This window comes from Escherichia sp. WS1265 (assembly GCF_046487585.1).
Lineage (GTDB): Bacteria > Pseudomonadota > Gammaproteobacteria > Enterobacterales > Enterobacteriaceae > Escherichia > Escherichia coli.
In genome coordinates, this window is record NZ_JBJQJE010000002.1 from 196,011 (window position 1) to 221,796 (window position 25,786).

General features: G+C 53.1%; 22 protein-coding genes and 1 tRNA gene. 10 read left to right on the top strand and 13 right to left on the bottom strand.

All coding sequences use genetic code 11. The annotated features are described in order from the left end of the window. The first annotated feature begins 172 nt into the window (after positions 1-172). Complete coding sequence (gene aer, locus ACJHX3_RS03300) at positions 173-1,693, top strand: aerotaxis sensor receptor Aer (RefSeq protein ID WP_000094690.1); 1,521 nt, start codon at positions 173-175, stop codon at positions 1,691-1,693. Between the two features lie 28 nt (positions 1,694-1,721). Here aer and nfeR read toward each other — a convergent pair whose 3' ends face one another. Continuing rightward, positions 1,722-2,345 carry a DNA-binding transcriptional regulator NfeR gene (gene nfeR / locus ACJHX3_RS03305; RefSeq protein WP_000018005.1) on the bottom strand — a complete coding sequence of 208 codons (624 nt, stop codon included), beginning with the start codon at positions 2,343-2,345 and terminating at the stop codon, positions 1,722-1,724. 276 nt (positions 2,346-2,621) lie between these two features. On the opposite strand from nfeR, the gene nfeF reads away from it, so the two are divergent. Next, entirely contained in the window at positions 2,622-3,386 is a 765-nt protein-coding gene (nfeF, locus tag ACJHX3_RS03310; RefSeq protein ID WP_001065912.1) for an NADPH-dependent ferric chelate reductase NfeF, read from the top strand. 53 nt (positions 3,387-3,439) lie between these two features. Here nfeF and ACJHX3_RS03315 read toward each other — a convergent pair. Continuing rightward, positions 3,440-3,515 (bottom strand) — tRNA-Ile (locus ACJHX3_RS03315). Between the two features lie 124 nt (positions 3,516-3,639). On the opposite strand from ACJHX3_RS03315, the gene mug reads away from it, so the two are divergent. After that, positions 3,640-4,146 (top strand): G/U mismatch-specific DNA glycosylase, encoded by a 507-nt coding sequence (gene mug, locus ACJHX3_RS03320; protein WP_000228933.1) that lies wholly within the window; start codon positions 3,640-3,642, stop codon positions 4,144-4,146. Positions 4,147-4,223: 77 nt separating this feature from the next. On the opposite strand, the gene rpoD is transcribed toward mug, so the two are convergent. From rpoD to rpsU, 3 genes are all read right to left on the bottom strand, one after another. Further along, entirely contained in the window at positions 4,224-6,065 is a 1,842-nt protein-coding gene (gene rpoD, locus ACJHX3_RS03325; protein ID WP_000437371.1) for an RNA polymerase sigma factor RpoD, read from the bottom strand. Positions 6,066-6,259: 194 nt separating this feature from the next. Next, the gene (gene dnaG / locus ACJHX3_RS03330) at positions 6,260-8,005 is read right to left on the bottom strand and encodes a DNA primase (RefSeq protein ID WP_000918848.1); all 1,746 of its coding nucleotides are present in this window, start codon (positions 8,003-8,005) and stop codon (positions 6,260-6,262) included. Positions 8,006-8,115: 110 nt separating this feature from the next. Further along, positions 8,116-8,331 carry a 30S ribosomal protein S21 gene (gene rpsU / locus ACJHX3_RS03335; protein WP_001144069.1) on the bottom strand — a complete coding sequence of 72 codons (216 nt, stop codon included), beginning with the start codon at positions 8,329-8,331 and terminating at the stop codon, positions 8,116-8,118. Between the two features lie 237 nt (positions 8,332-8,568). Between rpsU and tsaD the strand changes: the two genes are divergently transcribed. After that, positions 8,569-9,582 (top strand): tRNA (adenosine(37)-N6)-threonylcarbamoyltransferase complex transferase subunit TsaD, encoded by a 1,014-nt coding sequence (tsaD, locus tag ACJHX3_RS03340; RefSeq protein ID WP_001264372.1) that lies wholly within the window; start codon positions 8,569-8,571, stop codon positions 9,580-9,582. A 42-nt stretch (positions 9,583-9,624) separates the two neighbouring features. Here tsaD and ttdT read toward each other — a convergent pair whose 3' ends face one another. Genes ttdT through ttdA form a run of 3 tightly spaced genes read right to left on the bottom strand, consistent with a single transcriptional unit; the run spans position 9,625 to position 12,650 of the window. Continuing rightward, positions 9,625-11,088 carry an L-tartrate/succinate antiporter gene (gene ttdT / locus ACJHX3_RS03345; protein WP_087890874.1) on the bottom strand — a complete coding sequence of 488 codons (1,464 nt, stop codon included), beginning with the start codon at positions 11,086-11,088 and terminating at the stop codon, positions 9,625-9,627. 48 nt (positions 11,089-11,136) lie between these two features. Next, positions 11,137-11,742: a L(+)-tartrate dehydratase subunit beta gene (gene ttdB / locus ACJHX3_RS03350; RefSeq protein WP_000722957.1), complete on the bottom strand. Its 606-nt coding sequence runs from the start codon at positions 11,740-11,742 to the stop codon at positions 11,137-11,139. Then, on the bottom strand, positions 11,739-12,650 hold the full coding sequence (gene ttdA, locus ACJHX3_RS03355) for a L(+)-tartrate dehydratase subunit alpha (protein WP_000986801.1): 912 nt from the start codon (positions 12,648-12,650) through the stop codon (positions 11,739-11,741). Before ttdA ends, ttdB begins: the two co-directional genes overlap by 4 nt. A gap of 206 nt (positions 12,651-12,856) precedes the next feature. Between ttdA and ttdR the strand changes: the two genes are divergently transcribed. Further along, positions 12,857-13,789, top strand: a complete 933-nt coding sequence (gene ttdR, locus ACJHX3_RS03360; RefSeq protein WP_000935209.1) for an L-tartrate utilization transcriptional activator TtdR — start codon at positions 12,857-12,859, stop codon at positions 13,787-13,789. Between the two features lie 12 nt (positions 13,790-13,801). On the opposite strand, the gene plsY is transcribed toward ttdR, so the two are convergent. Then, the gene (gene plsY / locus ACJHX3_RS03365; protein ID WP_001272796.1) at positions 13,802-14,419 is read right to left on the bottom strand and encodes a glycerol-3-phosphate 1-O-acyltransferase PlsY; all 618 of its coding nucleotides are present in this window, start codon (positions 14,417-14,419) and stop codon (positions 13,802-13,804) included. 104 nt (positions 14,420-14,523) lie between these two features. Between plsY and folB the strand changes: the two genes are divergently transcribed. Continuing rightward, complete coding sequence (folB, locus tag ACJHX3_RS03370; RefSeq protein WP_001469253.1) at positions 14,524-14,892, top strand: bifunctional dihydroneopterin aldolase/7,8-dihydroneopterin epimerase; 369 nt, start codon at positions 14,524-14,526, stop codon at positions 14,890-14,892. A 90-nt stretch (positions 14,893-14,982) separates the two neighbouring features. After that, positions 14,983-15,804 carry an undecaprenyl-diphosphate phosphatase gene (bacA, locus tag ACJHX3_RS03375; RefSeq protein ID WP_088541766.1) on the top strand — a complete coding sequence of 274 codons (822 nt, stop codon included), beginning with the start codon at positions 14,983-14,985 and terminating at the stop codon, positions 15,802-15,804. Positions 15,805-15,884: 80 nt separating this feature from the next. Here the strand turns inward: bacA and cca are convergent, their stop codons facing one another. Both cca and ACJHX3_RS03385 read right to left on the bottom strand, forming a co-directional pair. Further along, entirely contained in the window at positions 15,885-17,123 is a 1,239-nt protein-coding gene (gene cca, locus ACJHX3_RS03380) for a fused tRNA nucleotidyltransferase/2',3'-cyclic phosphodiesterase/2' nucleotidase/phosphatase Cca (protein ID WP_000708491.1), read from the bottom strand. Between the two features lie 63 nt (positions 17,124-17,186). Next, complete coding sequence (locus ACJHX3_RS03385; RefSeq protein ID WP_001125331.1) at positions 17,187-17,807, bottom strand: TIGR04211 family SH3 domain-containing protein; 621 nt, start codon at positions 17,805-17,807, stop codon at positions 17,187-17,189. 241 nt (positions 17,808-18,048) lie between these two features. Between ACJHX3_RS03385 and ygiF the strand changes: the two genes are divergently transcribed. The 3 genes from ygiF to hldE are packed head-to-tail and all read left to right on the top strand — an operon-like array spanning position 18,049 to position 23,694. Continuing rightward, a complete protein-coding gene (gene ygiF, locus ACJHX3_RS03390) occupies positions 18,049-19,350 on the top strand; it encodes an inorganic triphosphatase (RefSeq protein WP_024044407.1) in 1,302 nt (433 codons plus the stop codon). A gap of 22 nt (positions 19,351-19,372) precedes the next feature. Then, entirely contained in the window at positions 19,373-22,213 is a 2,841-nt protein-coding gene (gene glnE, locus ACJHX3_RS03395; RefSeq protein WP_094308177.1) for a bifunctional [glutamate--ammonia ligase]-adenylyl-L-tyrosine phosphorylase/[glutamate--ammonia-ligase] adenylyltransferase, read from the top strand. A 47-nt stretch (positions 22,214-22,260) separates the two neighbouring features. After that, entirely contained in the window at positions 22,261-23,694 is a 1,434-nt protein-coding gene (gene hldE / locus ACJHX3_RS03400) for a bifunctional D-glycero-beta-D-manno-heptose-7-phosphate kinase/D-glycero-beta-D-manno-heptose 1-phosphate adenylyltransferase HldE (RefSeq protein WP_000869178.1), read from the top strand. Positions 23,695-23,813: 119 nt separating this feature from the next. Here hldE and ibsE read toward each other — a convergent pair whose 3' ends face one another. Together ibsE and ACJHX3_RS03410 are read right to left on the bottom strand one after the other, a co-directional pair. Beyond that, positions 23,814-23,873 (bottom strand): type I toxin-antitoxin system Ibs family toxin, encoded by a 60-nt coding sequence (gene ibsE / locus ACJHX3_RS03405; RefSeq protein ID WP_001387082.1) that lies wholly within the window; start codon positions 23,871-23,873, stop codon positions 23,814-23,816. A gap of 238 nt (positions 23,874-24,111) precedes the next feature. Beyond that, positions 24,112-25,773 carry a flotillin family protein gene (locus tag ACJHX3_RS03410; RefSeq protein WP_000341036.1) on the bottom strand — a complete coding sequence of 554 codons (1,662 nt, stop codon included), beginning with the start codon at positions 25,771-25,773 and terminating at the stop codon, positions 24,112-24,114. Positions 25,774-25,786 lie beyond the last annotated feature (13 nt).

A 25,786-nucleotide genomic window follows, 5' to 3' on the forward strand; every position in this document is an offset into this window, starting at 1 on the left:
AACGTTTTCGTATAGTAACAGAGTGAAAGTATTTTAAATCAAGGGATTAGATTTATGCTTTAATCGCAAATTGCGATCTAAATCAAATTAATCAGTTAAAGATAACCGCAGCGGGGCCGACATAAACTCTGACAAGAAGTTAACAACCATATAACCTGCACAGGACGCGAACATGTCTTCTCATCCGTATGTCACCCAGCAAAATACCCCGCTGGCGGACGATACCACTCTGATGTCCACTACCGATCTGCAAAGCTATATCACTCATGCTAATGACACTTTTGTGCAGGTGAGCGGCTTTACCTTGCAAGAGTTACAAGGGCAGCCGCACAACATGGTGCGTCACCCGGATATGCCAAAAGCGGCGTTTGCAGATATGTGGTTCACCCTGAAAAAAGGGGAGCCCTGGAGCGGCATCGTGAAAAATCGCCGCAAAAATGGCGACCATTATTGGGTGCGGGCCAATGCGGTACCGATGGTGCGCGAGGGAAAAATCAGTGGCTATATGTCGATTCGCACCCGGGCGACGGATGAAGAGATCGCGGCGGTGGAGCCGCTGTACAAAGCGTTGAACGCCGGACGTACCAGTAAGCGTATTCATAAAGGCCTGGTGGTGCGTAAAGGCTGGCTGGGTAAACTGCCTTCATTACCGCTTCGCTGGCGGGCGCGTGGCGTGATGACCCTGATGTTTATCTTGCTGGCGGTCATGCTTTGGTTTGTTGCTGCCCCGGTGGTGACGTATATCCTCTGTGCGTTAGTGGTATTGTTGGCAAGCGCCTGTTTTGAATGGCAGATTGTCCGCCCGATAGAAAATGTCGCCCGTCAGGCACTGAAGGTGGCGACCGGAGAGCGTAATAGTGTTGAGCATCTGAATCGCAGCGATGAGCTGGGGCTGACATTACGCGCGGTAGGGCAGCTTGGCCTGATGTGCCGTTGGCTAATTAACGATGTCTCAAGCCAGGTGTCCAGTGTCAGAAATGGCAGTGAGACGCTGGCGAAAGGCACCGATGAACTGAACGAACATACCCAGCAGACAGTTGATAACGTTCAGCAAACGGTGGCGACCATGAACCAAATGGCGGCGTCGGTGAAACAGAACTCTGCCACGGCGTCGGCTGCCGATAAACTTTCTATCACTGCCAGTAATGCGGCAGTGCAGGGCGGGGAGGCGATGACCACGGTGATCAAGACAATGGACGATATCGCCGACAGTACCCAGCGCATTGGCACCATTACTTCGCTGATTAACGATATTGCGTTTCAGACCAATATTCTGGCCCTGAATGCGGCGGTGGAAGCGGCACGAGCCGGCGAACAAGGCAAAGGTTTTGCAGTGGTGGCAGGGGAAGTGCGTCATTTAGCCAGCCGCAGCGCCAATGCTGCCAACGATATTCGCAAGCTGATTGATGCCAGTGCTGATAAGGTGCAATCCGGTTCGCAGCAGGTACACGCAGCCGGACGGACGATGGAAGATATTGTGGCACAGGTGAAAAACGTCACCCAGTTGATCGCCCAGATTAGCCATTCAACGCTGGAACAGGCCGATGGGCTTTCCAGCCTGACCCGTGCAGTGGATGAGCTTAACCTCATCACCCAGAAAAATGCCGAGCTGGTGGAAGAGAGTGCGCAGGTGTCGGCGATGGTGAAACACCGCGCCAGCCGACTGGAAGACGCGGTGACGGTGCTGCATTAATCGGTATGTCGCATCCGGCAATCGGTGATTAATCCAGTTGCGTAATATCAAAAGCGGCGCGGTCGATCACCGCAATGATCTTTTTTATTTGTGCATCAGTGATATCGCTTTGGTTGACGCGTAAATCCAGCACCGCTTTAAAATTATCCAGTGCCCGCTTCATTTGCGGGTTCTGGCGGAGTGCAGCACCAACGCAACGCGCTTTGATGCGTTCTTCGATCATCTCCACCTGTTCGCGGTTTTCTTCCAGCCACTGCGCGCCCTGTTCGGTCAGCGCAATCTGCTTCTTACCACCTTCCTCTTCGCGGATGGTAATCAGCGACTGCTCCTGCAGAAAATCCAGCGTCGGGTAGATGACACCCGGGCTTGGGGTGTAATTCCCCTGGGTTAGATTCTCAATCGCTTTAATCAATTCGTAACCGTGGCTGTCATCGCGCGAGAGAATATCCAGAATCACCAGACGCAATTCACCGTGACCAAAGAAACGTTGCCGACGACCGCCGCCGCGACCGTGGCGACCACCGCAGCATTGACCGTGTTCATGCTGGTGACCGTGTCCGCAGTGCTCGTGTTCTGACTTCTCACCTTTGCAGCAGCCCTCATGGCGTGGCTGGCCTTCATGTTTACAACACCCTTCGTGATGATGGCTCATATCAGCCTCCTTTTGTTTAATTAGATATATCTAATTTATATCTGATATGAGCATTACTGCAAGTACAAAAATGATTTTTAAACGTGGATTCATCTCACACGTAGGCCGGATAAGGCGTTCACGCCGCATCCACCAGCCTTTCTACGACGTTGAATGTCTTCTCATACCTCAGATATATCAGTTCTACAAATCGCTTGCATTTATCATGATTAACAATCATTATCATTTACGAAATTTATTTAGATATATCTGATTACTATCACGAAGGCGATAACAATGAATAACTCCCCCCGCTACCCGCAGCGCGTTCGCAATGATCTGCGCTTCCGTGAACTGACTGTGCTACGCGTTGAGCGTATTAGCGCCGGTTTTCAGCGCATTGTCCTTGGCGGCGAGGCGCTGGACGGTTTTACATCGCGCGGCTTTGACGATCACAGCAAACTCTTCTTTCCTCAATCTGATGCTCACTTTGTGCCGCCAACGGTAACGGAAGAGGGTATCGTCTGGCCGGAAGGACCACGCCCACCGTCGCGTGACTATACGCCGCTGTATGACGAACTACGCCATGAACTGGCGATTGATTTCTTTATTCACGAAGGTGGCGTCGCCAGCAGCTGGGCAATGCAGGCGCAACCGGGCGATAAACTTACGGTGGCAGGTCCGCGCGGTTCGCTGGTGGTGCCAGAGGATTACGCGTATCAGCTGTATGTCTGCGATGAATCCGGAATGCCCGCACTGCGCCGCCGCCTGGAAACGTTGAGCAAACTTGCCGTTAAACCGCAAGTTAGCGCACTGGTTAGCGTGCGGGATCACGCCTGCCAGGATTATCTCGCGCACCTTGATGGTTTTAATATCGAATGGCTGGCGCATGATGAGCAGGCGGTAGATGCGCGTCTGGCGCAGATGCAAATCCCTGCCGATGATTACTTCATATGGATAACCGGCGAAGGCAAAGTCGTTAAGAATTTAAGCCGCCGCTTTGAAGCGGAACAGTATGACCCACAGCGGGTACGTGCAGCGGCTTACTGGCACGCAAAGTAACTGATATATAAAAAGAAAAAGGCTGACGATTTCTCGTCAGCCTTTGCTATATCTGGTGGCCCCTGCTGGACTTGAACCAGCGACCAAGCGATTATGAGTCGCCTGCTCTAACCACTGAGCTAAGGGGCCATGGTAGCGGATTATAAAGTAACTCCGTGTCGCAATCCAGCCATTACCGCGCGCCTGCTGTTTTTATAAACAATGTATTTTCAATCCGTTATACTTTTCCTGGTGATGTTAGAAAGGAGTAAATATGGTTGAGGATATTTTGGCTCCAGGGTTACGGGTCGTGTTTTGCGGTATCAACCCTGGGCTTTCATCCGCCGGGACTGGTTTTCCCTTTGCTCATCCGGCAAATCGCTTCTGGAAGGTGATATATCAGGCCGGGTTTACCGACCGTCAGTTGAAGCCGCAGGAGGCACAGCATCTGCTGGATTATCGTTGTGGCGTCACCAAACTGGTAGACCGTCCAACGGTGCAAGCCAATGAAGTTTCAAAGCAGGAGCTACACGCAGGCGGGCGTAAGCTGATTGAAAAAATTGAAGATTATCAGCCGCAGGCGTTGGCGATTCTGGGCAAACAAGCATATGAACAGGCATTCAGCCAGCGCGGTGCACAGTGGGGGCAACAAACGCTCACCATTGGTTCGACGCAGATTTGGGTGCTGCCAAATCCCAGTGGTTTAAGTCGCGTTTCACTGGAGAAACTGGTTGAAGCGTATCGCGAGCTGGACCAGGCACTGGTGGTGCGTGGGCGATAAAAACGCCACCGAAAAGGTGGCGTTTGTGCGGAGGGACTAGTGCCGGGTGCGGCGTAACACCTGATCCGGCCTACCGATTAATCGTCCAGGAAGCTACGCAGCACTTCAGAACGGCTCGGGTGACGCAGTTTGCGCAGCGCCTTCGCTTCGATCTGACGGATACGTTCGCGGGTAACGTCGAATTGTTTACCCACTTCTTCCAGCGTGTGGTCGGTGTTCATGTCGATACCGAAACGCATACGCAGAACTTTCGCTTCACGCGCGGTCAGGCCAGCCAGCACGTCGTGCGTTGCCGCACGCAGGCTTTCGGTGGTCGCAGAATCCAGCGGCAGCTCGAGGGTGGTATCCTCGATGAAATCCCCCAGATGCGAATCTTCATCATCACCGATCGGCGTTTCCATGGAGATTGGCTCTTTGGCGATCTTCAGCACTTTGCGGATCTTGTCTTCCGGCATCAGCATACGTTCAGCCAGTTCTTCCGGCGTTGGTTCACGGCCCATCTCTTGCAGCATCTGGCGAGAAATACGGTTGAGTTTGTTGATAGTCTCAATCATATGCACCGGAATACGGATGGTGCGCGCCTGATCCGCGATAGAACGGGTGATCGCCTGACGGATCCACCAGGTTGCGTAGGTGGAGAACTTGTAACCACGGCGATATTCGAACTTATCTACCGCTTTCATCAGGCCGATGTTACCTTCCTGAATCAGGTCAAGGAACTGCAAGCCACGGTTGGTGTATTTCTTGGCGATAGAAATAACCAGACGTAAGTTCGCTTCAACCATCTCTTTCTTCGCACGGCGGGCTTTTGCTTCACCGATGGACATACGACGGTTGATATCTTTAACCTGCTCGATGGTCAGGCCTGTTTCTTCTTCAATCTGCTGCAGTTTCTGCAGGGCGCGATGCACTTCTTCAGAGACATCGTGCAGTTTTTCCGACCACGGCTTGTTCATTGCAATTGCCGCGTTGAACCAGGTATCGCTGGTTTCGTTGCCGGTAAACAGGGTAATGAAGTTTTTCTTCGGCATTTTGCACTGCTCAACGCAGAGCTTCATGATCAGACGTTCTTGCGTACGAACGCGGTCCATCATGACGCGCATGCTGTTGACCAGGTAGTCAAACTGCTTCGGCACCAGGCGGAACTGTTTGAATACTTCAGACAGTTTCAGGATCTCTTCCTGAGCGGCAGCGTGACTGCGACCTTTCGCTTTGATGGTGTCACGCGTTACAACGTACTGAGCGCGCAGTTCCGCAAATTTTTCACGAGCCAGTTCCGGGTCGATGCTGTTGTCATCATCGGCGCTGTCGTCATCGCCATCTTCTTCGTCTTCATCTTCGTCATCGTCCAGATCTTCCTGGGAAAGCTCAGAACCGACGTGAGTGGCGGTAGGTGCCAGATCTTCTTCTGCGTTCGGGTCAACAAAGCCGGTGATCAGATCGGACAGACGCGCTTCTTCTGCTTCAACACGATCGTACTGTTCCAGCAGATAGGTGATCGCTTCCGGATATTCAGCAACGGAGCATTGAACCTGGTTGATCCCGTCTTCAATACGCTTAGCGATGTCAATTTCGCCTTCACGGGTCAACAGTTCAACGGTGCCCATTTCACGCATGTACATGCGTACCGGGTCAGTCGTGCGCCCGATTTCAGATTCCACGCTGGAAAGCACCTGCGCGGCGGCTTCGGCAGCATCTTCGTCCGCGGTGTTTTCAGCCAGCATCAGATCATCGGCATCCGGTGCTTCTTCCATCACCTGAATGCCCATGTCGTTGATCATTTGGATGATGTCTTCGATCTGATCTGAATCGACGATATCTTCCGGCAGATGGTCATTGACCTCGGCATAGGTCAGATAGCCTTGCTCCTTACCACGGGTGACAAGAAGTTTCAGCTGTGACTGCGGGTTTTGCTCCATAAGACGGTATCCACACTTATTTCATGAGGTTGGTGTTGGGCGATTGACCCGATGTCCTTCAGCCGTTAACGCTGAAATCCAACGGTTGTTTACCGCCAACGATAATTACGAGGGCGTACTTATATATTTGCCGCTGCCTCTCAGTGCGGCTGTCGGGGGCTTCCCGATCGCTCTTCGGCACTTAAGCCGTTAAATCACTTTTTCGCCAGCTCCTGGTTTAATGTCCAGAGCTCCAGGCGTTCTTCGTTGCTTAAACCATGCGTGCGCTCACGAGCGATTAACTCTTCCTGGCGCAGTTCAAGCAGCGAATCAAACATATGGTTGAGTGAGTCGGTGAAGGTTTGCTCAGCAATATTCTTATCTGCTATATCGTCCCACATCGACAGTTTTTCAAGGGTGGCAGCATTATTTGTACCACGATAGTGCTCTAAAAGTTGCCCGGTGGTCAGACCTGGCTGAGAGAGACAAGTGTTGACCAGTTCTCTGAATAAGCCAAGTCCAGGGAGCTTATTTTCATCCAGATTCTCAAGCGGCGGGACCAACGTCGCTAATTCTGGATTTTGCACCAGCAACCCTATAAGTATACGCATGGTCGTGCGTTTTAGCTGCGGAACAGGGCGAGAAACGCCGCTCTCTGCCGCTTTTGGCATTAATCGTTCAAGCTGGCTGTCATCAAGTATGCCTAATTTGTTGCCTAATTCCTGACGAAGATATATTCGCAGCGTTTCGCCCGGCACTTGCGATATCAGTGGCAGTGCCAGCGTACTCAAACGTGCGCGCCCGTCAGGGGTACTCAGATCAACTTGCGGCATCAGACTGTTAAACAGAAATGCGGAGAGTGGCATCGCCTGCTCCATCCGCGCTTCAAACGCTTCTTTACCTTCTTTTCGTACCAGCGTGTCAGGGTCTTCGCCATCCGGCAAAAACATAAAGCGTAGCTGACGGCCGTCTGTCATGTAAGGCAACGCCGTTTCCAGCGCTCGCCAGGCGGCATCGCGGCCTGCACGGTCGCCGTCATAACAGCAAATGACATTGTTGGTCGCGCGGAACAACAGTTGTATGTGATCGGCGGTGGTTGACGTACCTAACGACGCAACGGCGTAATTAATGCCGTATTGCGCCAGCGCCACCACGTCCATATAGCCTTCGACCACAAGCAGACGATTGGGTTCAGCGTTATCCTGCTGCGCTTCATAAAGACCGTAAAGCTGGCGGCCTTTATGGAAAATGTCCGTTTCCGGCGAGTTCAGGTATTTGGGGGTATCGTTGCCCAGCACGCGTCCGCCAAAACCAACCACCCGACCGCGTTTATCACGAATGGGGAACATCACCCGCTCGCGGAAACGGTCGTAACTGCGCCCCTGATCGTTAGTGACCAACATGCCCGCATCAATCAATGACTGGCGATTTTCTGGATTGCCGCCAAACCGCTTCAGGACGTTGTCCCAGCCAGGGGGGGCAAAACCAATCGCAAAGCGGGCGATAACCTCGTGGCTTAATCCGCGTTTTTCCAGATACTGGCGCGCAGACGTGGCAACAGGTTGCTGTAAAGATTGTTGGTAAAACGTATTCAGACCGTCCATCAACTGATAAAGCGTTTGTCGTTGATGGCGCTCGATCTGGCTGGGGCCGCTACCTGCTTCAAATGGCACTTCAAGATTGTGCATTGCCGCCAGCTCTTCGACCGTTTCGACGAACTCAAGCTTGTCGTAGTTCATCAGGAAGTCGATCGCGTTGCCGTGCGCGCCACATCCAAAGCAGTGGTAAAACTGTTTCTCACCGTTAACGGTGAATGATGGGGTTTTCTCGTTGTGGAATGGACAACACGCGTGGAAATTCTTGCCCTGCTTTTTCAGCTTTACACGGGCATCGATCAGATCGACGATGTCAGTGCGTGCCAGCAGATCATTAATGAATACGCGTGGGATTCGTCCAGCCATAGGCCCCGATTTTTAGCAATTCATAAACGAAAATAAGCCGCGCATTCCTTTCGGAAGCACGGCCTTACAACTACAACTCGGTCTGATCGGAGAGCAACGCTCTCGGGGAATTAGTACAGACGAGTGCGGCGTGCGTTTTCGCGAGCCAGTTTCTTCGCGTGACGTTTCACTGCAGAAGCTTTAGCGCGCTTACGTTCGGTAGTCGGTTTTTCATAGAACTCACGACGACGAACTTCCGCCAGAACACCTGCTTTTTCGCAGGAACGCTTGAAGCGACGCAGAGCTACGTCGAACGGCTCGTTTTCACGTACTTTAATTACCGGCATGTGCCTCTCACCTTTGATTAATTCGGTTTGCCGCTGGCATCAACGCCAGCTTATTTCAAAATGGTGCGGAATTTTACTGCAATTGCTGCTGCTTTGTAAAGCACCGCGGCCTTTTTTGAAAGGGACTTTTATAAGGGTGAGGAGTATACACGAGGCTTTCTCCAGGGGCGAACAAAGTTTTACATCAACCCGCATTGGTCCTACACTGCGCGGTAATAAAGCGAGGTAAAACAAGTCATGCGTGTACTGGGTATTGAAACTTCCTGCGATGAAACCGGCATCGCCATTTACGACGATGAAAAAGGTTTGTTAGCCAACCAATTGTATAGTCAGGTGAAATTGCACGCTGACTACGGCGGCGTCGTGCCTGAACTGGCCTCCCGCGATCACGTGCGTAAAACCGTACCGTTGATCCAGGCGGCGCTAAAGGAGTCTGGTTTAACGGCAAAAAACATTGATGCTGTGGCCTATACCGCAGGCCCTGGATTAGTCGGCGCACTGCTGGTTGGCGCGACCGTGGGGCGTTCTCTGGCGTTTGCCTGGGACGTTCCGGCGATCCCGGTACACCATATGGAAGGGCATCTGTTAGCGCCGATGCTGGAAGATAACCCACCGGAATTTCCGTTTGTGGCGCTGCTGGTTTCCGGCGGTCATACGCAGTTAATCAGCGTGACTGGCATTGGTCAGTACGAGCTGCTCGGCGAGTCTATCGATGATGCGGCTGGTGAAGCGTTTGATAAAACCGCGAAGCTGCTGGGGCTGGATTATCCTGGCGGACCATTACTGTCGAAAATGGCGGCTCAGGGTACAGCCGGGCGCTTTGTCTTCCCGCGCCCGATGACCGACCGTCCAGGGCTGGATTTCAGCTTTTCTGGTCTGAAAACCTTCGCGGCAAATACCATTCGTGATAACGGCACCGACGACCAGACGCGTGCTGATATCGCCCGCGCCTTTGAAGATGCGGTGGTCGATACGTTGATGATTAAGTGTAAGCGAGCGCTGGATCAGACGGGCTTTAAGCGACTGGTCATGGCGGGCGGCGTGAGTGCTAACCGCACGTTACGGGCGAAGCTGGCTGAAATGATGAAAAAACGCCGTGGCGAAGTGTTCTACGCGCGTCCGGAATTTTGTACTGATAACGGCGCGATGATCGCCTATGCCGGAATGGTGCGGTTTAAAGCAGGCGCGACGGCGGATCTCGGCGTTAGCGTGCGTCCGCGCTGGCCGCTGGCGGAGTTACCGGCTGCGTAAAACTATTGGGTGCCAGAGAGTCACTTCCGGCACCGTCCTCACTTAAAGCAACACCATGGGCATCCACAGTAAGCCGGTAATCACCAGCAACACGAGGAATATCAGCCCAAAAATTGCCCCCAGTCGCCAGTAATCCACCGTTGGCAGATAACCACTGCCGTAGTAAATCGGACTGGGTCCGGTGGCGTATGGCGTAAGAATGCTCCCCAGACCAATTGCCGCACCAACCATCAGGCAGAACACCGGCAGCGGGATTTCCGGCATCGCCAGCGCGGCGGCAATCATCATCGGTGCGAGAGCGGAGGTATACGCTGTGGCGCTGGCAAAAAAGTAGCGCAGCAGATAAAAGACCACAATCAACGCCACCATCACTATCGTTGGCGAATAACCGCTTAAGCTGCCTGCTAACAGTTTGCCAAACCAGCTAATAAAACCGGTGTTGTTGAGTCCGGTAGCGAGGGTGATAAGCGAGGCCAGCCAGAAGAAAACGTTCCACGCCGCTTTATTACTGACAATATCGTCCCAGCAGATAATGCGCAGAAGCAGCATCAGCGCCACCACGCTGTAACCGACCATCGCGGCATCGATATAATCACCGCCAAAAATCCACAGCACCAGTGCGCCTACCATCAGCCCCAGCATCCGTTTTTCACGCGAACAGAGCGGGCCCATTGCCTGCAGTTCCGTCTCTGCCCAGCGCGGCACCTGATCGCCAGACTTCAGTACCGGCGGGTACAGCACGTAAGCCAGCCAGGGAACCAGCAGAACCAGTAAAATGCTGAGCGGCAACATCCCGAGGAACCAGTCGCCCCAGCTCAGCGTGGCGTGAGATGCGCTTTTCATCAGTCCAATTAACAGCAAATTTGGAGCCATCGCCGTCAGGAAAATGGCGCTGGTCACGCAGTCGGCAATAATCCCCATCCACATGATGTACGAGCCAATGCTGCGCGAACTGCTGTCGTTTGGTTGTGATTGATAGAGCGGCGGCAGGTTACGGATGATGGGATAGATAATCCCCGCACCGCGCGCCGAGTTGGACGGTGTTACAGGTGCCAGGATCAGCTCGGAGAACATCACCGCATAGCCGAGAAACAGCGTACGATGCCCCATCTTTTTTACCAGAATCAGCGCGATACGTCGCCCCAGCCCGGTTTTTTCATAGCCTGTGCCAAACATAAAGGCGGCGAAAATCAGCCAGATAACCGAATTAGAAAAACCAGAAACCGCCCAGGAGAGGGATTTGGCGGTGAACTTAAAACCTGGCTGGGCAAGCTGCTCCGGGCTAAACAGTAGCCACGGTGAGAGAATGGCGATAATGGAGATACCCACCATCGCCACCACGGCACCCGGCACGGGTTCGAGGATCAGTCCAACGATCACGCCAGTAAAAACGGCAAAGTAGAGCCAGGTATGACTCTCCAGCCCTGCGGGAACCGGAATTAGAGCAATAATGGCGATGACCGCCAGCGGCGCAAGGTATCGCCACCATTCAGTGGAAGGTTTCATCGTGTTATGCCTGCGAAAAAGGAGAGGGGGTGAGCCTCTCCGGGAGGGTTATTTGATGTAGTGGACGTGCTCGCAAATCTCTTCCACGATGGGATCGCGGCGTTCGGCGAACAGCTTTTTGTTTTCGGCTATCAGGTTGTTGCCGTGGGTATCAATAGAGACAATCAGCGGACCGAACTCTTTGACCCGGCAGACCCACAGCGACTCCGGCATCCCGAGTTCTGTCCAATGCACTTCTTCAATCTCTTCCACCTGGGTTGCCGCCAGTACTGCGCAGCCTGCCGGGAAAATCACATGCAGCGCCTTGAATTTCTGGCAGCCTTCTTCGGTCAGCGGCCCCATTCCGCCTTTGCCGACCACCAGTTTCACGCCGGTCTGTTCGATAAATTCACGTTCAAAACTTTCCATACGCATACTGGTTGTCGGGCCGACGGATACCATCTCCCATTTGTCGCCGTTTTTGCGCACGATGGGGCCAGCGTGGAAAATCGCTTTGCCGTTGAGATCGTAAGGGATCGGACGTTTCAGTTCGATCAAGCGGCGGTGACAAACGTCACGGCAGGTCACCAGCGTACCGGTCAGGTAGATCACATCGCCGACGCGAATATCTTGCAGATCTTCAGCTTTGATCGGGGTTGTCAGGATCTTTTTCATAACGCGCTCCGGGTGTGAGACAGATTTTCAAAGGAGAGATCGGCATGAACCAGCAGTGTGCCGCGACGATGCGCCCAGCAGCCTGTAGAAACAGCAACGCCGATGGTTGACGGATGGCGGGCGGCAGATTCGATATGCACGCCCATCACTGAACTGTTGCCAGTCAGCCCTTGTGGACCAATCCCCAGACGGTTGAGTCCTTCTTCCAGGCGTACTTCCAGCTCTGCCGCTTTTGGATTTGGATGGCGGCTGCCAATCGGGCGCAAAATGGCTTTTCGCGAGAGCACGGCGGCGGTTTCCACCGAGGTGGCGATGCCCACGCCCACCAGTACCGGTGGACAGGCGTTTACGGCGAGGGTGGAGATATTTTCGAAGACGAATTTCACTACGCCTTCGTAGCCTTCTGACGGCATTAACACTTTCGAGCGGCCTGGTAGCGTGCAGCCGCCGCCTGCCATGTAAACTTCGATTTCCGCATCGTCATTGTCGGGGATGATGTCCCAGGTGACCCACGGTACGCCGCTGCCGGTATTTTTGCCGGTGTTCACTTCGTCAAAAATTTCCACCGCGTTGTGGCGCAGTGGCGCTTTGACGGTTGCTTCTTCCACAGCTTGCTTAAGAATGCTTTGCAGCTCGCCAAGCAGCGGGAAGCGGGAACCGACTTTAACGAAGAACATAATCTCCCCGGTGTCCTGACAGGCAGGACGATTCAGGTCAATCGCTTTTTGCATGTTGTCGAACATCGTATGGTAGATAATTTTCCCCATCGACGACGTTTCGGCATCCTTTAGCTGTTTTAGTTTATCCACCACGTCATCAGGCATTCGGGTAGAAATCATGGCGGTAAAGTTAGCGACAATCTCCGTCAACTTATTCACTGCCTGTTGCTTATTACTTTCGCTCATCATGGCAACTCCAGTTTCTTTATTTGTCTGGAAAAATTCACTGCAACAAACTACCACTAAAAATGTGGTTTTATATTTTTTGCCACCGTGAATATGTAATTAACAGTTCGTGAATCAACGCGAAAATAAGAATGAATATTGCGCCAGAGCAGGGAATGGCAATGTTTTGCGAAATACACTGCGCTTATCACAACTGCGGATAATTAACGATGCTGAATAGCTGGCCTTTAGCCAAAGATTTGCAGGTACTGGTAGAAATCGTCCACAGCGGGAGTTTTAGCGCTGCAGCGGCGACGCTTGGGCAGACGCCTGCATTTGTCACCAAGCGGATCCAAATCCTTGAAAATACGCTGGCAACAACGCTTCTGAACCGCTCCGCTCGCGGCGTGGCGCTGACTGAAAGTGGCCAACGTTGTTACGAGCATGCGCTGGAAATCCTCACCCAATATCAGCGACTGGTCGATGACGTTACGCAAATCAAAACGCGCCCGGAGGGGATGATTCGTATTGGCTGTAGTTTTGGTTTTGGGCGCAGCCATATTGCGCCAGCTATTACCGAACTGATGCGCAATTATCCTGAGTTACAGGTGCATTTTGAATTGTTCGATCGGCAAATTGATTTAGTGCAGGATAATATTGATCTGGATATTCGTATTAATGACGAAATTCCTGATTATTATATTGCGCATCTTTTGACAAAAAATAAACGAATATTATGTGCTGCACCTGAGTATCTGCAAAAATATCCGCAGCCACAATCCTTGCAGGAATTAAGTCGTCATGACTGTCTGGTGACCAAAGAGCGTGATATGACCCACGGAATATGGGAGTTGGGGAACGGTCAGGAGAAAAAATCGGTGAAGGTAAGCGGGCACCTTTCCTCCAATAGTGGTGAGATTGTGCTGCAATGGGCGCTGGAAGGAAAAGGAATTATGCTGCGTTCTGAGTGGGATGTTTTGCCGTTTCTGGAGAGTGGCAAACTGGTGCGAGTATTGCCGGAGTATGCACAAAGCGCCAATATCTGGGCGGTTTACCGGGAGCCGCTCTATCGCAGCATGAAATTACGTGTCTGCGTGGAATTTCTGGCGGCATGGTGCCAGCAACGGCTGGGCAAGCCCGACGAAGGCTATCAGGTTATGTAGACTCGCGAAAAATCACTCAGGATCCTTTTCGCGCTTTCTTTTGAATTTCGTCCAGATTTTTGTCTCTTGACGACGCCACAGACGCTGGATGTTGTCATGATGGCGCAGCAGGATCAGGCATGAGAGCATCGAAACCGGGAAGGTGAATTGTGGCTTAAACCACCAGACGTAAAACGGAGCAATCAGTGCGCTTACAATCGCTCCCAGCGACGAGTATCCGCTCAATAGCACGGTCAGTAACCAGGTTCCCGCCATTACTCCGGTGAGATCCCAGCCAATTGGTGCGATGGCACCAAAAGCGGTAGCAACGCCTTTTCCTCCTTTAAAACCGAAGAAAACGGGCCAGATGTGTCCAAGGCAGGCGGCGATGGCAATTAAGCCTAGCCAGAAGGGGCTGACACCTAATTCATACGCGCCCCAGACGGGCAACATTCCTTTCAGAACGTCGAAAATCAGTACTGCTACGGCTGCTCCCTTGCCACCGATACGTAACACATTGGTTGCGCCTGGATTGCCGGAGCCGCTGGTTCGCGGATCGGGCAGCCCACACAAGCGGCAAACCAGAATGGCACTGGAAATGGAGCCGCAGAGGTACGCGATGAGGATCATTCCAGGCGCGATTGCACTCATAAGCTGTTCCGTTTTGAAAATTCGTGTTCAACGATGAATCTGTGGATAATACGCACATTTCGCCGGAAGTGGTATCCGGTTAGCCAAAAAGCAGGCAGGACGTGATGGATATTGTATTTATAGAGCAACTTTCGGTAATCACCACTATTGGTGTTTACGACTGGGAACAGACCATCGAACAGAAGTTAGTGTTCGATATCGAAATGGCATGGGATAACCGTAAAGCGGCGAAAAGTGATGATGTGGCGGATTGCCTCAGTTACGCTGACATTGCAGAAACGGTGGTCAACCACGTCGAGGGGGCGCGTTTTGCGCTGGTGGAACGCGTGGCTGAAGAGGTGGCGGAGCTGCTGTTAGCACGCTTCAACTCGCCGTGGGTGCGTATCAAACTCAGCAAGCCAGGCGCAGTTGCGCGGGCGGCGAATGTTGGCGTCATCATTGAGCGTGGCAATAATCTGAAAGAAAATAATTAATTTTACAGCTGTTAAACCAAACGGTTATAACCTGGTCATACTGCAGTAGTTCGGACAAGCGGTACATTTTAATAATTTAGGGGTTTATTGATGAGCGATATGCACTCGCTGCTGATAGCGGCAATATTGGGTGTGGTCGAAGGATTGACAGAATTTCTGCCGGTATCCAGCACGGGCCATATGATTATTGTCGGTCACTTGTTGGGGTTTGAGGGCGACACGGCGAAAACCTTTGAAGTCGTGATCCAGTTAGGATCAATTCTGGCAGTGGTTGTCATGTTCTGGCGACGTCTGTTTGGCCTTATTGGTATTCACTTTGGCCGCCCGTTGCAGCACGAAGGAGAAAGCAAAGGTCGTTTAACGCTGATCCACATTTTGCTGGGGATGATTCCGGCGGTGGTACTGGGGCTGTTGTTCCACGACACGATTAAGTCATTGTTTAACCCGATAAATGTGATGTATGCGCTGGTCGTTGGCGGTCTGTTGCTGATTGCCGCCGAATGCCTGAAACCAAAAGAACCGCGTGCGCCGGGTCTCGATGATATGACCTATCGTCAGGCGTTTATGATTGGTTGCTTCCAGTGTCTGGCGCTGTGGCCGGGTTTCTCTCGCTCCGGGGCGACCATTTCAGGTGGGATGCTGATGGGTGTGAGCCGTTATGCGGCTTCTGAGTTCTCGTTCCTGCTGGCGGTGCCGATGATGATGGGCGCAACGGCGCTCGATCTCTACAAAAGCTGGGGCTTCCTGACAACCGGCGATATCCCGATGTTTGCCGTTGGGTTTATCACCGCTTTTGTGGTGGCGCTGATAGCGATTAAAACCTTCCTGCAATTGATTAAGCGCATTTCGTTTATCCCTTTCGCCATTTATCGCTTTATTGTGGCGGCTGTGGTGTATGTCGTGTTCTTTTGATTGAGGGATAGTGTCGGATATGACGCATGTGCGTCTTATCCGACCTGGACGGTGTCTGCAATATATTGAAATTCAAGTGCTTAATCAGGCTTTGGACAACGTTGTTCCTTCCAGCTGGCTACCGCCGCAATCCGCCGTCGGGTCAGCTCCTCGCGAATCTCCACACCTTTAAATCCCGCTTCAACGACGGCTTTTGTCGGCACTGACTGTGCCACTTCCCAGGCTTCGCGCAACCAGCGGCCTTGCGGGTAGTCCGCTGATTCAAAACCGGTTCTGCCGCGCACATCAGCCTCGCTGGTCAGCGCCAGTTGCTCGACACGCTGCGGTTTACGCCAGGCGTCGATGGAATCAAACAATTTGACGATGGTTTTTGGGTTCAGCATTGGGAAGGTGTGGATGAGATCGTGAAACTCAGCCACCAGTCTGGCTAAATCGCGAATTTCATTTGGCACGCGCAGACGCTGACAGAGTTGTTCCACTAACTTAACACCCGCCGGGCCATGACCATGATGACGCGGCCAAAGTTCTGGTGGCGTCAGTCCTTTACCGAGATCGTGGCATAAAGTTGCGAAACGGACATCGACCTGCGGACTCAGCATCGCCGCCATTGAGAGCGTCATTAAGGTATGAATACCGGTGTCGATTTCCGGATGCCACCTGGCAGGGGCCGGAACGCCAAACAGGGCGTCAATTTCCGGGAATAAAACGCGCAGTGCACCACAATCGCGCAGTACCTGGAAGAACACCTGGGGATTGCGGGTGGTGAGGGCGCTTTCCGTCTCTTTCCATACCCGTTCAGGCGTCAGGTGTTCCAGTTCACCCGCATGGGTCATCTCGCGCATCAGCGCCAGAGTTTCATCGGCAATACGAAAACCGAGGTGGGCATAACGCGCAGCAAAACGCGCCACGCGCAGTACGCGTAACGGATCTTCGCCAAAAGCGGGGGAAACATGGCGCAGCAGACGATTTTGCAGATCGCCCAGACCGTTGTACGGGTCGATAATCTCGCCGTTATCGTCCTGGGCCAGCGCATTAATGGTCAGATCGCGCCGCTTAAGATCATCTTCCAGCGTGACATCCGGTGCGGCATAGCAGGTAAAACCGGTGTAACCGGAACCGGATTTCCGTTCGGTACGTGCCAGCGCATACTCTTCATGCGTTTGCGGATGCAGAAACACAGGAAAATCGCGGCCTACCTGCTGGTAGCCCGCGTCGAGCATCTCCTGTGGCGTACTGCCGACTACCACCCAATCTCTGTCTTTGACCGGTAGCCCTAACAATGCATCCCGAACAGCACCACCGACCAGATAAATCTTCACGCCATCATCCCTTCGTCAAATACACAATTCCTAATAATAAGACAGTGCAACGAAGAAGGCGATTTAGTTCATCCAGCGATCTTTGCGTTTGCGGCTTGGGATCAGGTGCGGCAGTACCAGACCGAGCAGCAAGCCAAGCCCCAGCACGCCGCCGCCATACATAAACCACTGCATGATGATGGTGCGCTGTTTGTCATCCAGCTGTACGCTGGCGGCATCGACCTTTTTCTGCGCGACAATCAGCTCGTTTTTCAGTTTCTGATTTTCTTCTTTTAACCCGTTGATCACGCTGTCGCTCTGCGCCACTTTTTGCTGCATTTCTGCGGTGCGCTGATTCCAGGTGTTATCGATATTGGTGAGTTTATCGGTCAGGGTTTTGACCTGATTTTCCAGATCTGGCACACGGGAGCGCAGGCTTGGCTCTGTGCTAAGTTGTTTCAACGGGATCCAGGCGGTACGGCCAGAGCTGTCTTTCACCTGGGCATAATTGGTGTTGGCGTCAGTTTGTAATAAGGTCACTTCCTCGCCGGCGTTAACCGTACCCACGAGGCGATAATGGTCTCCCGGACCGCTACGGACCCAGGTATTCAGTTCGTCGGAAACATAGCGCGTTTCTTCAGCGTGTGAGACGGCAGTGGCGCTAAGTGCGAGTAAAGTTAATCCGATCAGGCGTAATTTTGGCATCAGGCTGTCGTTATTGTCATGGAAAGTGGAACGATAGTAGTGGCATCAGTGTCGCTACGCAAAGCATTCGACATCAATCGGAATCCTCTGTGTCAGATCTTGCCACTGCTTCAAACTTTTACGCCCGTCAAATTGCCCGTTGCATGGCAATTTGGCGCAAAATACTATCTACTGACAAAAAAGATCGCATTAAGTTTGCCGTTCATCGTCACTTATGTGACATAACCGATAAGTAAAGGCCATGGCTCAGGAAATCGAATTAAAGTTTATTGTTAATCACAGTGCCGTTGAGGCGTTGCGTGACCATCTCAATACGCTGGGCGGCGAGCACCATGACCCCGTGCAGTTGTTGAATATTTACTACGAAACGCCGGATAACTGGCTGCGTGGGCACGACATGGGCTTGCGTATTCGTGGCGAAAACGGTCGCTATGAGATGACCATGAAAGTTGCAGGAAGAGTGACAGGCGGCTTACACCAGCGCCCGGAATATAACGTGGCGTTGAGCGAACCGACGCTCGACCTGGCGCAGTTACCGACGGAAGTCTGGCCGAACGGCGAATTGCCTGCCGATCTTGCTTCCCGCGTACAACCGCTGTTCAGCACCGATTTTTATCGCGAAAAGTGGCTGGTAGAGGTTGATGGTAGCCAAATTGAAATCGCCCTCGACCAGGGGGAAGTGAAAGCGGGTGAATTTGCTGAACCTATCTGCGAGCTGGAACTGGAACTGCTTAGCGGCGACACGCGCGCGGTGCTGAAACTGGCGAACCAACTGGTATCGCAAACCGGATTACGCCAGGGCAGCCTGAGCAAAGCGGCGCGTGGCTATCATCTGGCGCAGGGCAATCCGGCGCGTGAAATCAAACCGACCACCATTTTACATGTTGCGGCAAAAGCTGATGTCGAGCAGGGGCTGGAAGCGGCGCTCGAGCTGGCGTTAGCGCAATGGCAGTATCATGAAGAACTATGGGTACGCGGCAATGATGCGGCGAAAGAGCAGGTGCTGGCAGCCATTGGCCTGGTCCGTCATACGCTGATGCTGTTCGGTGGCATTGTGCCGCGTAAAGCGAGCACTCACTTACGTGACCTGCTGACCCAATGCGAAGCGACCATCGCTTCTGCGGTGTCTGCCGTAACGGCGGTCTACTCTACCGAAACGGCGATGGCGAAGCTGGCGTTGACCGAATGGCTAGTAAGCAAAGCCTGGCAGCCGTTTTTAGATGCCAAAGCGCAGGGCAAAATCAGCGATTCCTTCAAACGCTTTGCCGATATCCATCTTTCCCGCCATGCCGCGGAACTGAAAAGCGTTTTCTGCCAGCCGTTAGGCGATCGCTACCATGACCAGTTGCCACGCCTGACGCGTGATATTGATTCGATATTGTTGCTGGCGGGTTACTACGATCCTGTCGTCGCGCAAGCCTGGCTGGAGAACTGGCAGGGGCTGCGTCACGCTATTGCGACCGGGCAACGCATCGAAATTGAACATTTCCGTAATGAGGCAAACAATCAGGAACCGTTCTGGTTGCACAGCGGAAAACGTTAATCAGGCAAGGATAAAATCGCTTATGAAGCCGCTCTCTTCACCGTTACAGCAGTACTGGCAGACCGTTGTTGAGCGGCTGCCAGAGCCTTTAGCCGAGGAATCACTTAGCGCACAGGCGAAGTCAGTACTTACTTTCAGTGATTTTGTGCAGGACAGCGTGATTGCGCATCCAGAGTGGCTGACGGAACTGGAAAGCCAACCGCCGCAGGCCGACGAATGGCAGCATTACGCGGCATGGTTGCAGGAGGCGCTCAGTAATGTGAGTGATGAAGCCGGGTTAATGCGCGAACTGCGGCTATTCCGGCGGCGCATTATGGTGCGCATCGCCTGGGCGCAAACGCTGGCACTGGTTACTGAAGAGAGCATTTTGCAGCAGCTGAGTCATCTGGCGGAGACGCTGATTGTTGCGGCGCGTGACTGGCTGTATGACGCCTGCTGCCGCGAGTGGGGAACGCCGTGCAATGCGCAGGGCGAAGCGCAACCGCTGCTGATTTTAGGCATGGGTAAGCTGGGCGGCGGGGAACTGAATTTCTCATCAGATATCGATCTGATTTTTGCCTGGCCGGAACATGGTTGTACGCAGGGCGGACGCCGGGAACTGGATAATGCGCAGTTTTTTACCCGCATGGGCCAGCGGCTGATTAAAGTGCTGGATCAACCAACGCAGGATGGCTTCGTCTATCGCGTGGATATGCGACTGCGTCCGTTTGGCGAAAGTGGCCCGCTGGTGCTGAGCTTTGCGGCGCTGGAAGATTATTACCAGGAGCAGGGGCGCGACTGGGAGCGTTACGCGATGGTCAAGGCGCGGATTATGGGGGATAGCGAAGGCGTCTATGCTAACGAGTTGCGTGCGATGCTGCGCCCGTTTGTTTTCCGCCGTTACATCGATTTCAGCGTCATCCAGTCGCTGCGCAACATGAAAGGGATGATTGCCCGTGAAGTGCGCCGACGCGGTTTGACCGACAACATCAAACTTGGCGCGGGTGGCATTCGTGAAATTGAATTTATCGTCCAGGTATTCCAGCTCATTCGCGGCGGGCGCGAACCGTCGCTGCAATCGCGCTCTTTACTGCCAACGCTCAGCGCCATTGCCGAGCTGCATCTGCTTTCTGAAAACGATGCTGAACAATTGCGAGTGGCGTATCTGTTCCTGCGGCGTCTGGAAAACCTGCTGCAAAGTATTAACGACGAACAAACCCAGACGCTTCCTTCTGATGAGCTTAACCGTGCGCGGCTGGCGTGGGCGATGGACTTTGCTGACTGGCAGCAACTGACTGGGATGCTGACCGGACATATGACCAATGTGCGCCGGGTGTTTAATGAATTGATTGGCGACGACGAAAGTGAAACTCAGGAAGAGTCGCTGTCGGAACAGTGGCGTGAGCTGTGGCAGGACGCGTTGCAGGAAGATGATACTACACCAGTGCTGGCGCATCTTAGCGGGGACGATCGCAAACAGGTGCTGACGCTGATTGCCGATTTCCGCAAAGAGCTGGATAAGCGCACAATCGGGCCACGCGGACGTCAGGTGCTCGACCATCTGATGCCACATCTGCTAAGAGATGTCTGTACACGTGAAGACGCTACTGTAACGCTGTCGCGCATTACGGCCTTGCTGGTGGGGATTGTTACCCGCACCACCTATTTAGAATTGCTCAGTGAATTTCCTGCGGCGCTTAAGCATTTGATTTCTCTGTGTGCCGCATCGCCGATGATTGCCAGCCAGCTGGCGCGCTATCCGTTATTGCTGGATGAACTGCTCGATCCAAACACTCTCTACCAGCCGACGGCGACCGATGCCTACCGTGATGAACTGCGCCAGTATTTGCTGCGCGTGCCGGAAGATGACGAAGAACAACAGCTTGAGGCGCTGCGTCAGTTCAAACAGGCGCAACTGTTACGTATTGCGGCAGCGGATATCGCCGGTACGCTACCGGTAATGAAAGTGAGCGATCACTTAACCTGGCTGGCGGAGGCTATGATAGATGCCGTCGTTCAGCAGGCGTGGGTTCAAATGGTTGCCCGCTACGGTAAGCCAAATCACCTGAACGAACGCGAAGGGCGTGGTTTTGCGGTGGTCGGCTACGGCAAGTTGGGCGGCTGGGAGTTAGGCTACAGTTCCGATCTTGACCTGATCTTCCTCCATGATTGCCCAATGGATGCGATGACTGACGGCGAGCGGGAAATCGACGGGCGACAGTTTTATCTGCGTCTGGCGCAACGCATTATGCATCTGTTCAGTACGCGAACCTCTTCCGGCATTTTGTATGAAGTGGATGCACGACTGCGTCCGTCCGGGGCGGCGGGAATGCTGGTGACATCCGCAGAAGCGTTTGCCGATTATCAGAAAAACGAGGCCTGGACGTGGGAACATCAGGCGCTGGTGCGTGCGCGTGTAGTGTACGGCGATCCGCAGCTCACCGCGCACTTTGACGCAGTACGCCGGGAGATTATGACGCTGCCGCGCGAAGACAAAACCCTGCAAACAGAAGTGCGGGAAATGCGCGAGAAAATGCGTGCCCATCTCGGCAATAAACATCGCGATCGCTTTGATATCAAAGCCGATGAAGGCGGAATTACCGATATCGAATTTATTACTCAATATCTGGTATTGCGCTACGCTCATGAAAAACCGAAGTTAACGCGCTGGTCAGACAACGTGCGCATTCTGGAACTACTGGCGCAAAACGACATTATGGAAGAGCAGGAAGCGATGGCGCTGACCCGTGCTTACACGACGCTGCGCGATGAACTTCATCATCTGGCATTACAGGAATTGCCGGGCCATGTGTCGGAGGATTGCTTCACCGCAGAGCGTGAACTGGTGCGGGCAAGCTGGCAGAAGTGGCTGGTGGAAGAATGAAGTATGGTATTATCGCGCGCAAATTTTGAATCTCTCAGGAGACAGGAATGAAAGTAACGCTGCCAGAGTTTGAACGTGCAGGAGTGATGGTGGTTGGTGATGTGATGCTGGATCGTTACTGGTACGGTCCCACCAGCCGTATCTCGCCGGAAGCGCCGGTGCCCGTGGTTAAAGTGAATACCATCGAAGAACGTCCGGGCGGCGCGGCTAACGTGGCGATGAATATCGCTTCTCTCGGTGCTAATGCACGCCTGGTCGGGTTGACGGGCATTGACGATGCGGCGCGCGCGCTCAGTAAATCTCTGGCCGACGTCAACGTCAAATGCGACTTTGTTTCTGTACCGACGCATCCGACTATCACCAAATTACGGGTACTTTCCCGCAACCAACAGCTGATTCGTCTGGATTTCGAAGAAGGTTTCGAAGGGGTTGATCCGCAGCCGCTGCACGAGCGGATTAATCAGGCACTGAGTTCGATTGGCGCGCTGGTGCTTTCTGACTACGCCAAAGGTGCGCTGGCAAGCGTACAGCAGATGATCCAACTGGCGCGTAAAGCGGGTGTTCCGGTGCTGATTGATCCAAAAGGTACCGATTTTGAGCGCTACCGCGGCGCTACGCTGTTAACGCCGAATCTCTCGGAATTTGAAGCTGTTGTCGGTAAATGTAAGACCGAAGAAGAGATTGTTGAACGCGGCATGAAACTGATTGCCGATTACGAACTCTCGGCTCTGTTGGTGACCCGTTCCGAACAGGGTATGTCGCTGCTGCAACCGGGTAAAGCACCGCTGCATATGCCAACTCAGGCGCAGGAAGTGTATGACGTTACCGGTGCGGGCGACACGGTGATTGGCGTCCTGGCGGCAACGCTGGCAGCGGGTAATTCGCTGGAAGAAGCCTGCTTCTTTGCCAATGCGGCGGCAGGCGTGGTGGTCGGCAAACTGGGGACATCCACGGTTTCGCCGATCGAGCTGGAAAATGCAGTACGTGGACGTGCAGATACCGGCTTTGGTGTGATGACCGAAGAGGAACTGAAGCTTGCTGTAGCGGCGGCGCGTAAACGCGGTGAAAAAGTGGTGATGACCAACGGCGTCTTCGACATCCTGCACGCCGGGCACGTCTCCTATCTGGCAAATGCCCGCAAACTGGGTGACCGCCTGATTGTCGCTGTGAACAGCGATGCCTCCACCAAACGGCTGAAAGGGGATTCCCGCCCCGTTAACCCGCTCGAACAGCGTATGATTGTGCTGGGCGCACTGGAAGCGGTCGACTGGGTGGTGTCGTTTGAAGAAGACACGCCGCAGCGCTTAATTGCCGGGATCCTGCCAGACCTGCTGGTGAAAGGTGGCGACTATAAACCAGAAGAGATTGCCGGGAGTAAAGAAGTCTGGGCCAACGGCGGCGAAGTGCTGGTGCTCAACTTTGAAGACGGTTGCTCGACTACCAACATCATCAAGAAGATCCAACAGGATAAAAAAGGCTAACCGGAAAGCGTTTCACAGATCTCGCTTCGTACCTGGCAGGCCTATTGACGCTGTTGTTTTTTCAACCTAGAGTAAAGGAACAAGGGTAAGGGAGGATTTCTTCCCCCTCTGATGAGTTGTTAGTAAGTCGGGAAACTTAACAGTAACAACACAACCAGTATGATGACGAACTTCATCATAACCCTTTCCTTCTGTAAGGCCCCTTCTTCGGGAGGGGCTTTCCCGTTTCAGCCCCTTGCTGACTCCCCGATTGTTGATGAGCGCCGGACCCCGCGCAACGCTTTCCCTGAGGCAGTTTTGCCTTCCCCGAGTGGTCACGCAAAAGGCTGCAACGACCTGAGCATTTGCAGTTTTTTGCGGAACGCAGATATAAAAAATCCCCGGCCTTTTGGGCCAGGGATGTTCATAGTTGAAAATTTATTCTACGTTTTCTGCGACGGGAGTTGTTGAGGTTAAGGGGGATGTCAATGCCGCCAGCGAGCCGCCTGAAACGCCAATTTCATTGAGTAAGGAGTCAATCAGCGGTGCCTGTGTGCGGTAAGAGAGTGCGGCTGATAACGCTTGTTCCGCCAGGTTTCCGCCCCCTACATTACCCGTGTTTGCATCACCCGCAGCGCTGCCACGATTCAGACCATCGACCTGAATAATCTTGATACCGTCAATAGATTTCATCGGCTCAACGGATTTTTCTATTACCGCAGGTAGCGCCTGCAACAAGGCCAGTTTGAATTTAAGGCTAGTTTGCTCGTCAGAAAGTACGTTGATAGCGTCGTTCAGCGCACGTTGCGCTTCTGCTTCCGCCAGACCCTTTTTACGCGTAGCTTCGGCTAACTCAACGATTGCCGCCGCCTGCATCTCTGCGGCTTCTTTCTCTGCTTTCGCCCGCACGGTCAGTTCAACCGCTTTGGTTTCTGCATCCTGCGCGGCAGCGATTAGGGCAACTTGTTTAGCACGATCGGCTTCTGCGGTCTGGCGAGTTGTTTCTACGTTTTGCTGGGCGCTTACCGCTTCTGCAAGTGCAAGGTTGGCACGCGCTTCCGCTTGTGACTGTTGTTCCGATTTGGCGGCAATCGCGATCGATTTCGTCTGGTTAGCGATTTCGGTGACCTGCTGCTGTTCGATCTCTTTAATGCGAACTTCACGTTCAGCTTCAACTTTTCTTGAGCGGACGGCCTGTTCGCGGTCGATTTCTGTTTCCTGAATCTGTCGTTCAGCCAGAATTCGCGTCTGCTCTGCTTCCCGACGACGCTCGGCCTCAAAAGCCGCAATTTTCGCATTCTGCTCAGCGGTACGGGTTTTAACCTGCTGCTCCTGCTCAAGCGTCATAAACGCTTCTTGTTGTTCAATCTCCAGCTTCCGCGAAAGTGCATCACGGTTTTTCTCACGCACCGCAACTTCTACATCCTGTTCAACTTCGTTACGTTCGCGACGACGGCGCTCCGTCTCCTGCGTCAGCTTGGTTAAACCTTCGGCGTCAAAGGCGTTGTTAGGATTGAAATGTTCTTTCGACGTCTGGTTAAAGTTGGTAAGTGAAACGCTTTCCAGTTCCAGGCCATTTTTCGACAGATCTTCAGCTACGGTATTTTGTACGCCCTGCACGAAGTTCTCGCGGGTATCCTGTAACTCATGCATGGTCATTTGTGCAGCTGTTGCACGGAGGGCATCGACAAATTTATCTTCAACCAACATACGTAAGTCTTCAGGCGACAGGGTGCGTTGCCCCAGCGTCTGGGCGGCGGTGGCAATACCTTCCACTGACGGTTTTACCCGCACAAAGAAAGCGACAACGACATCGACGCGCATACGATCTTTCGTAATCAGGCTATCAATGGTTGAGCGGCTGACTTCCAGCTTCAGAGTATTCATATTGATGGGGATTATTTCATGAAAGATCGGCATCACGATTGCGCCACCGCTCATTACCACTTTTTGCCCACCTAAACCAGTACGAACAAAAGCTTGCTCTGCCGAAGCGCGACGATAGAGCCTGGCGAAAATAATTCCAATAATAAACAGAATGCATACGGCAATAATTGCGGTAAACATCCAGGAGGGCACAGAATTAACAATATCATCCATTATTAAATTTCCT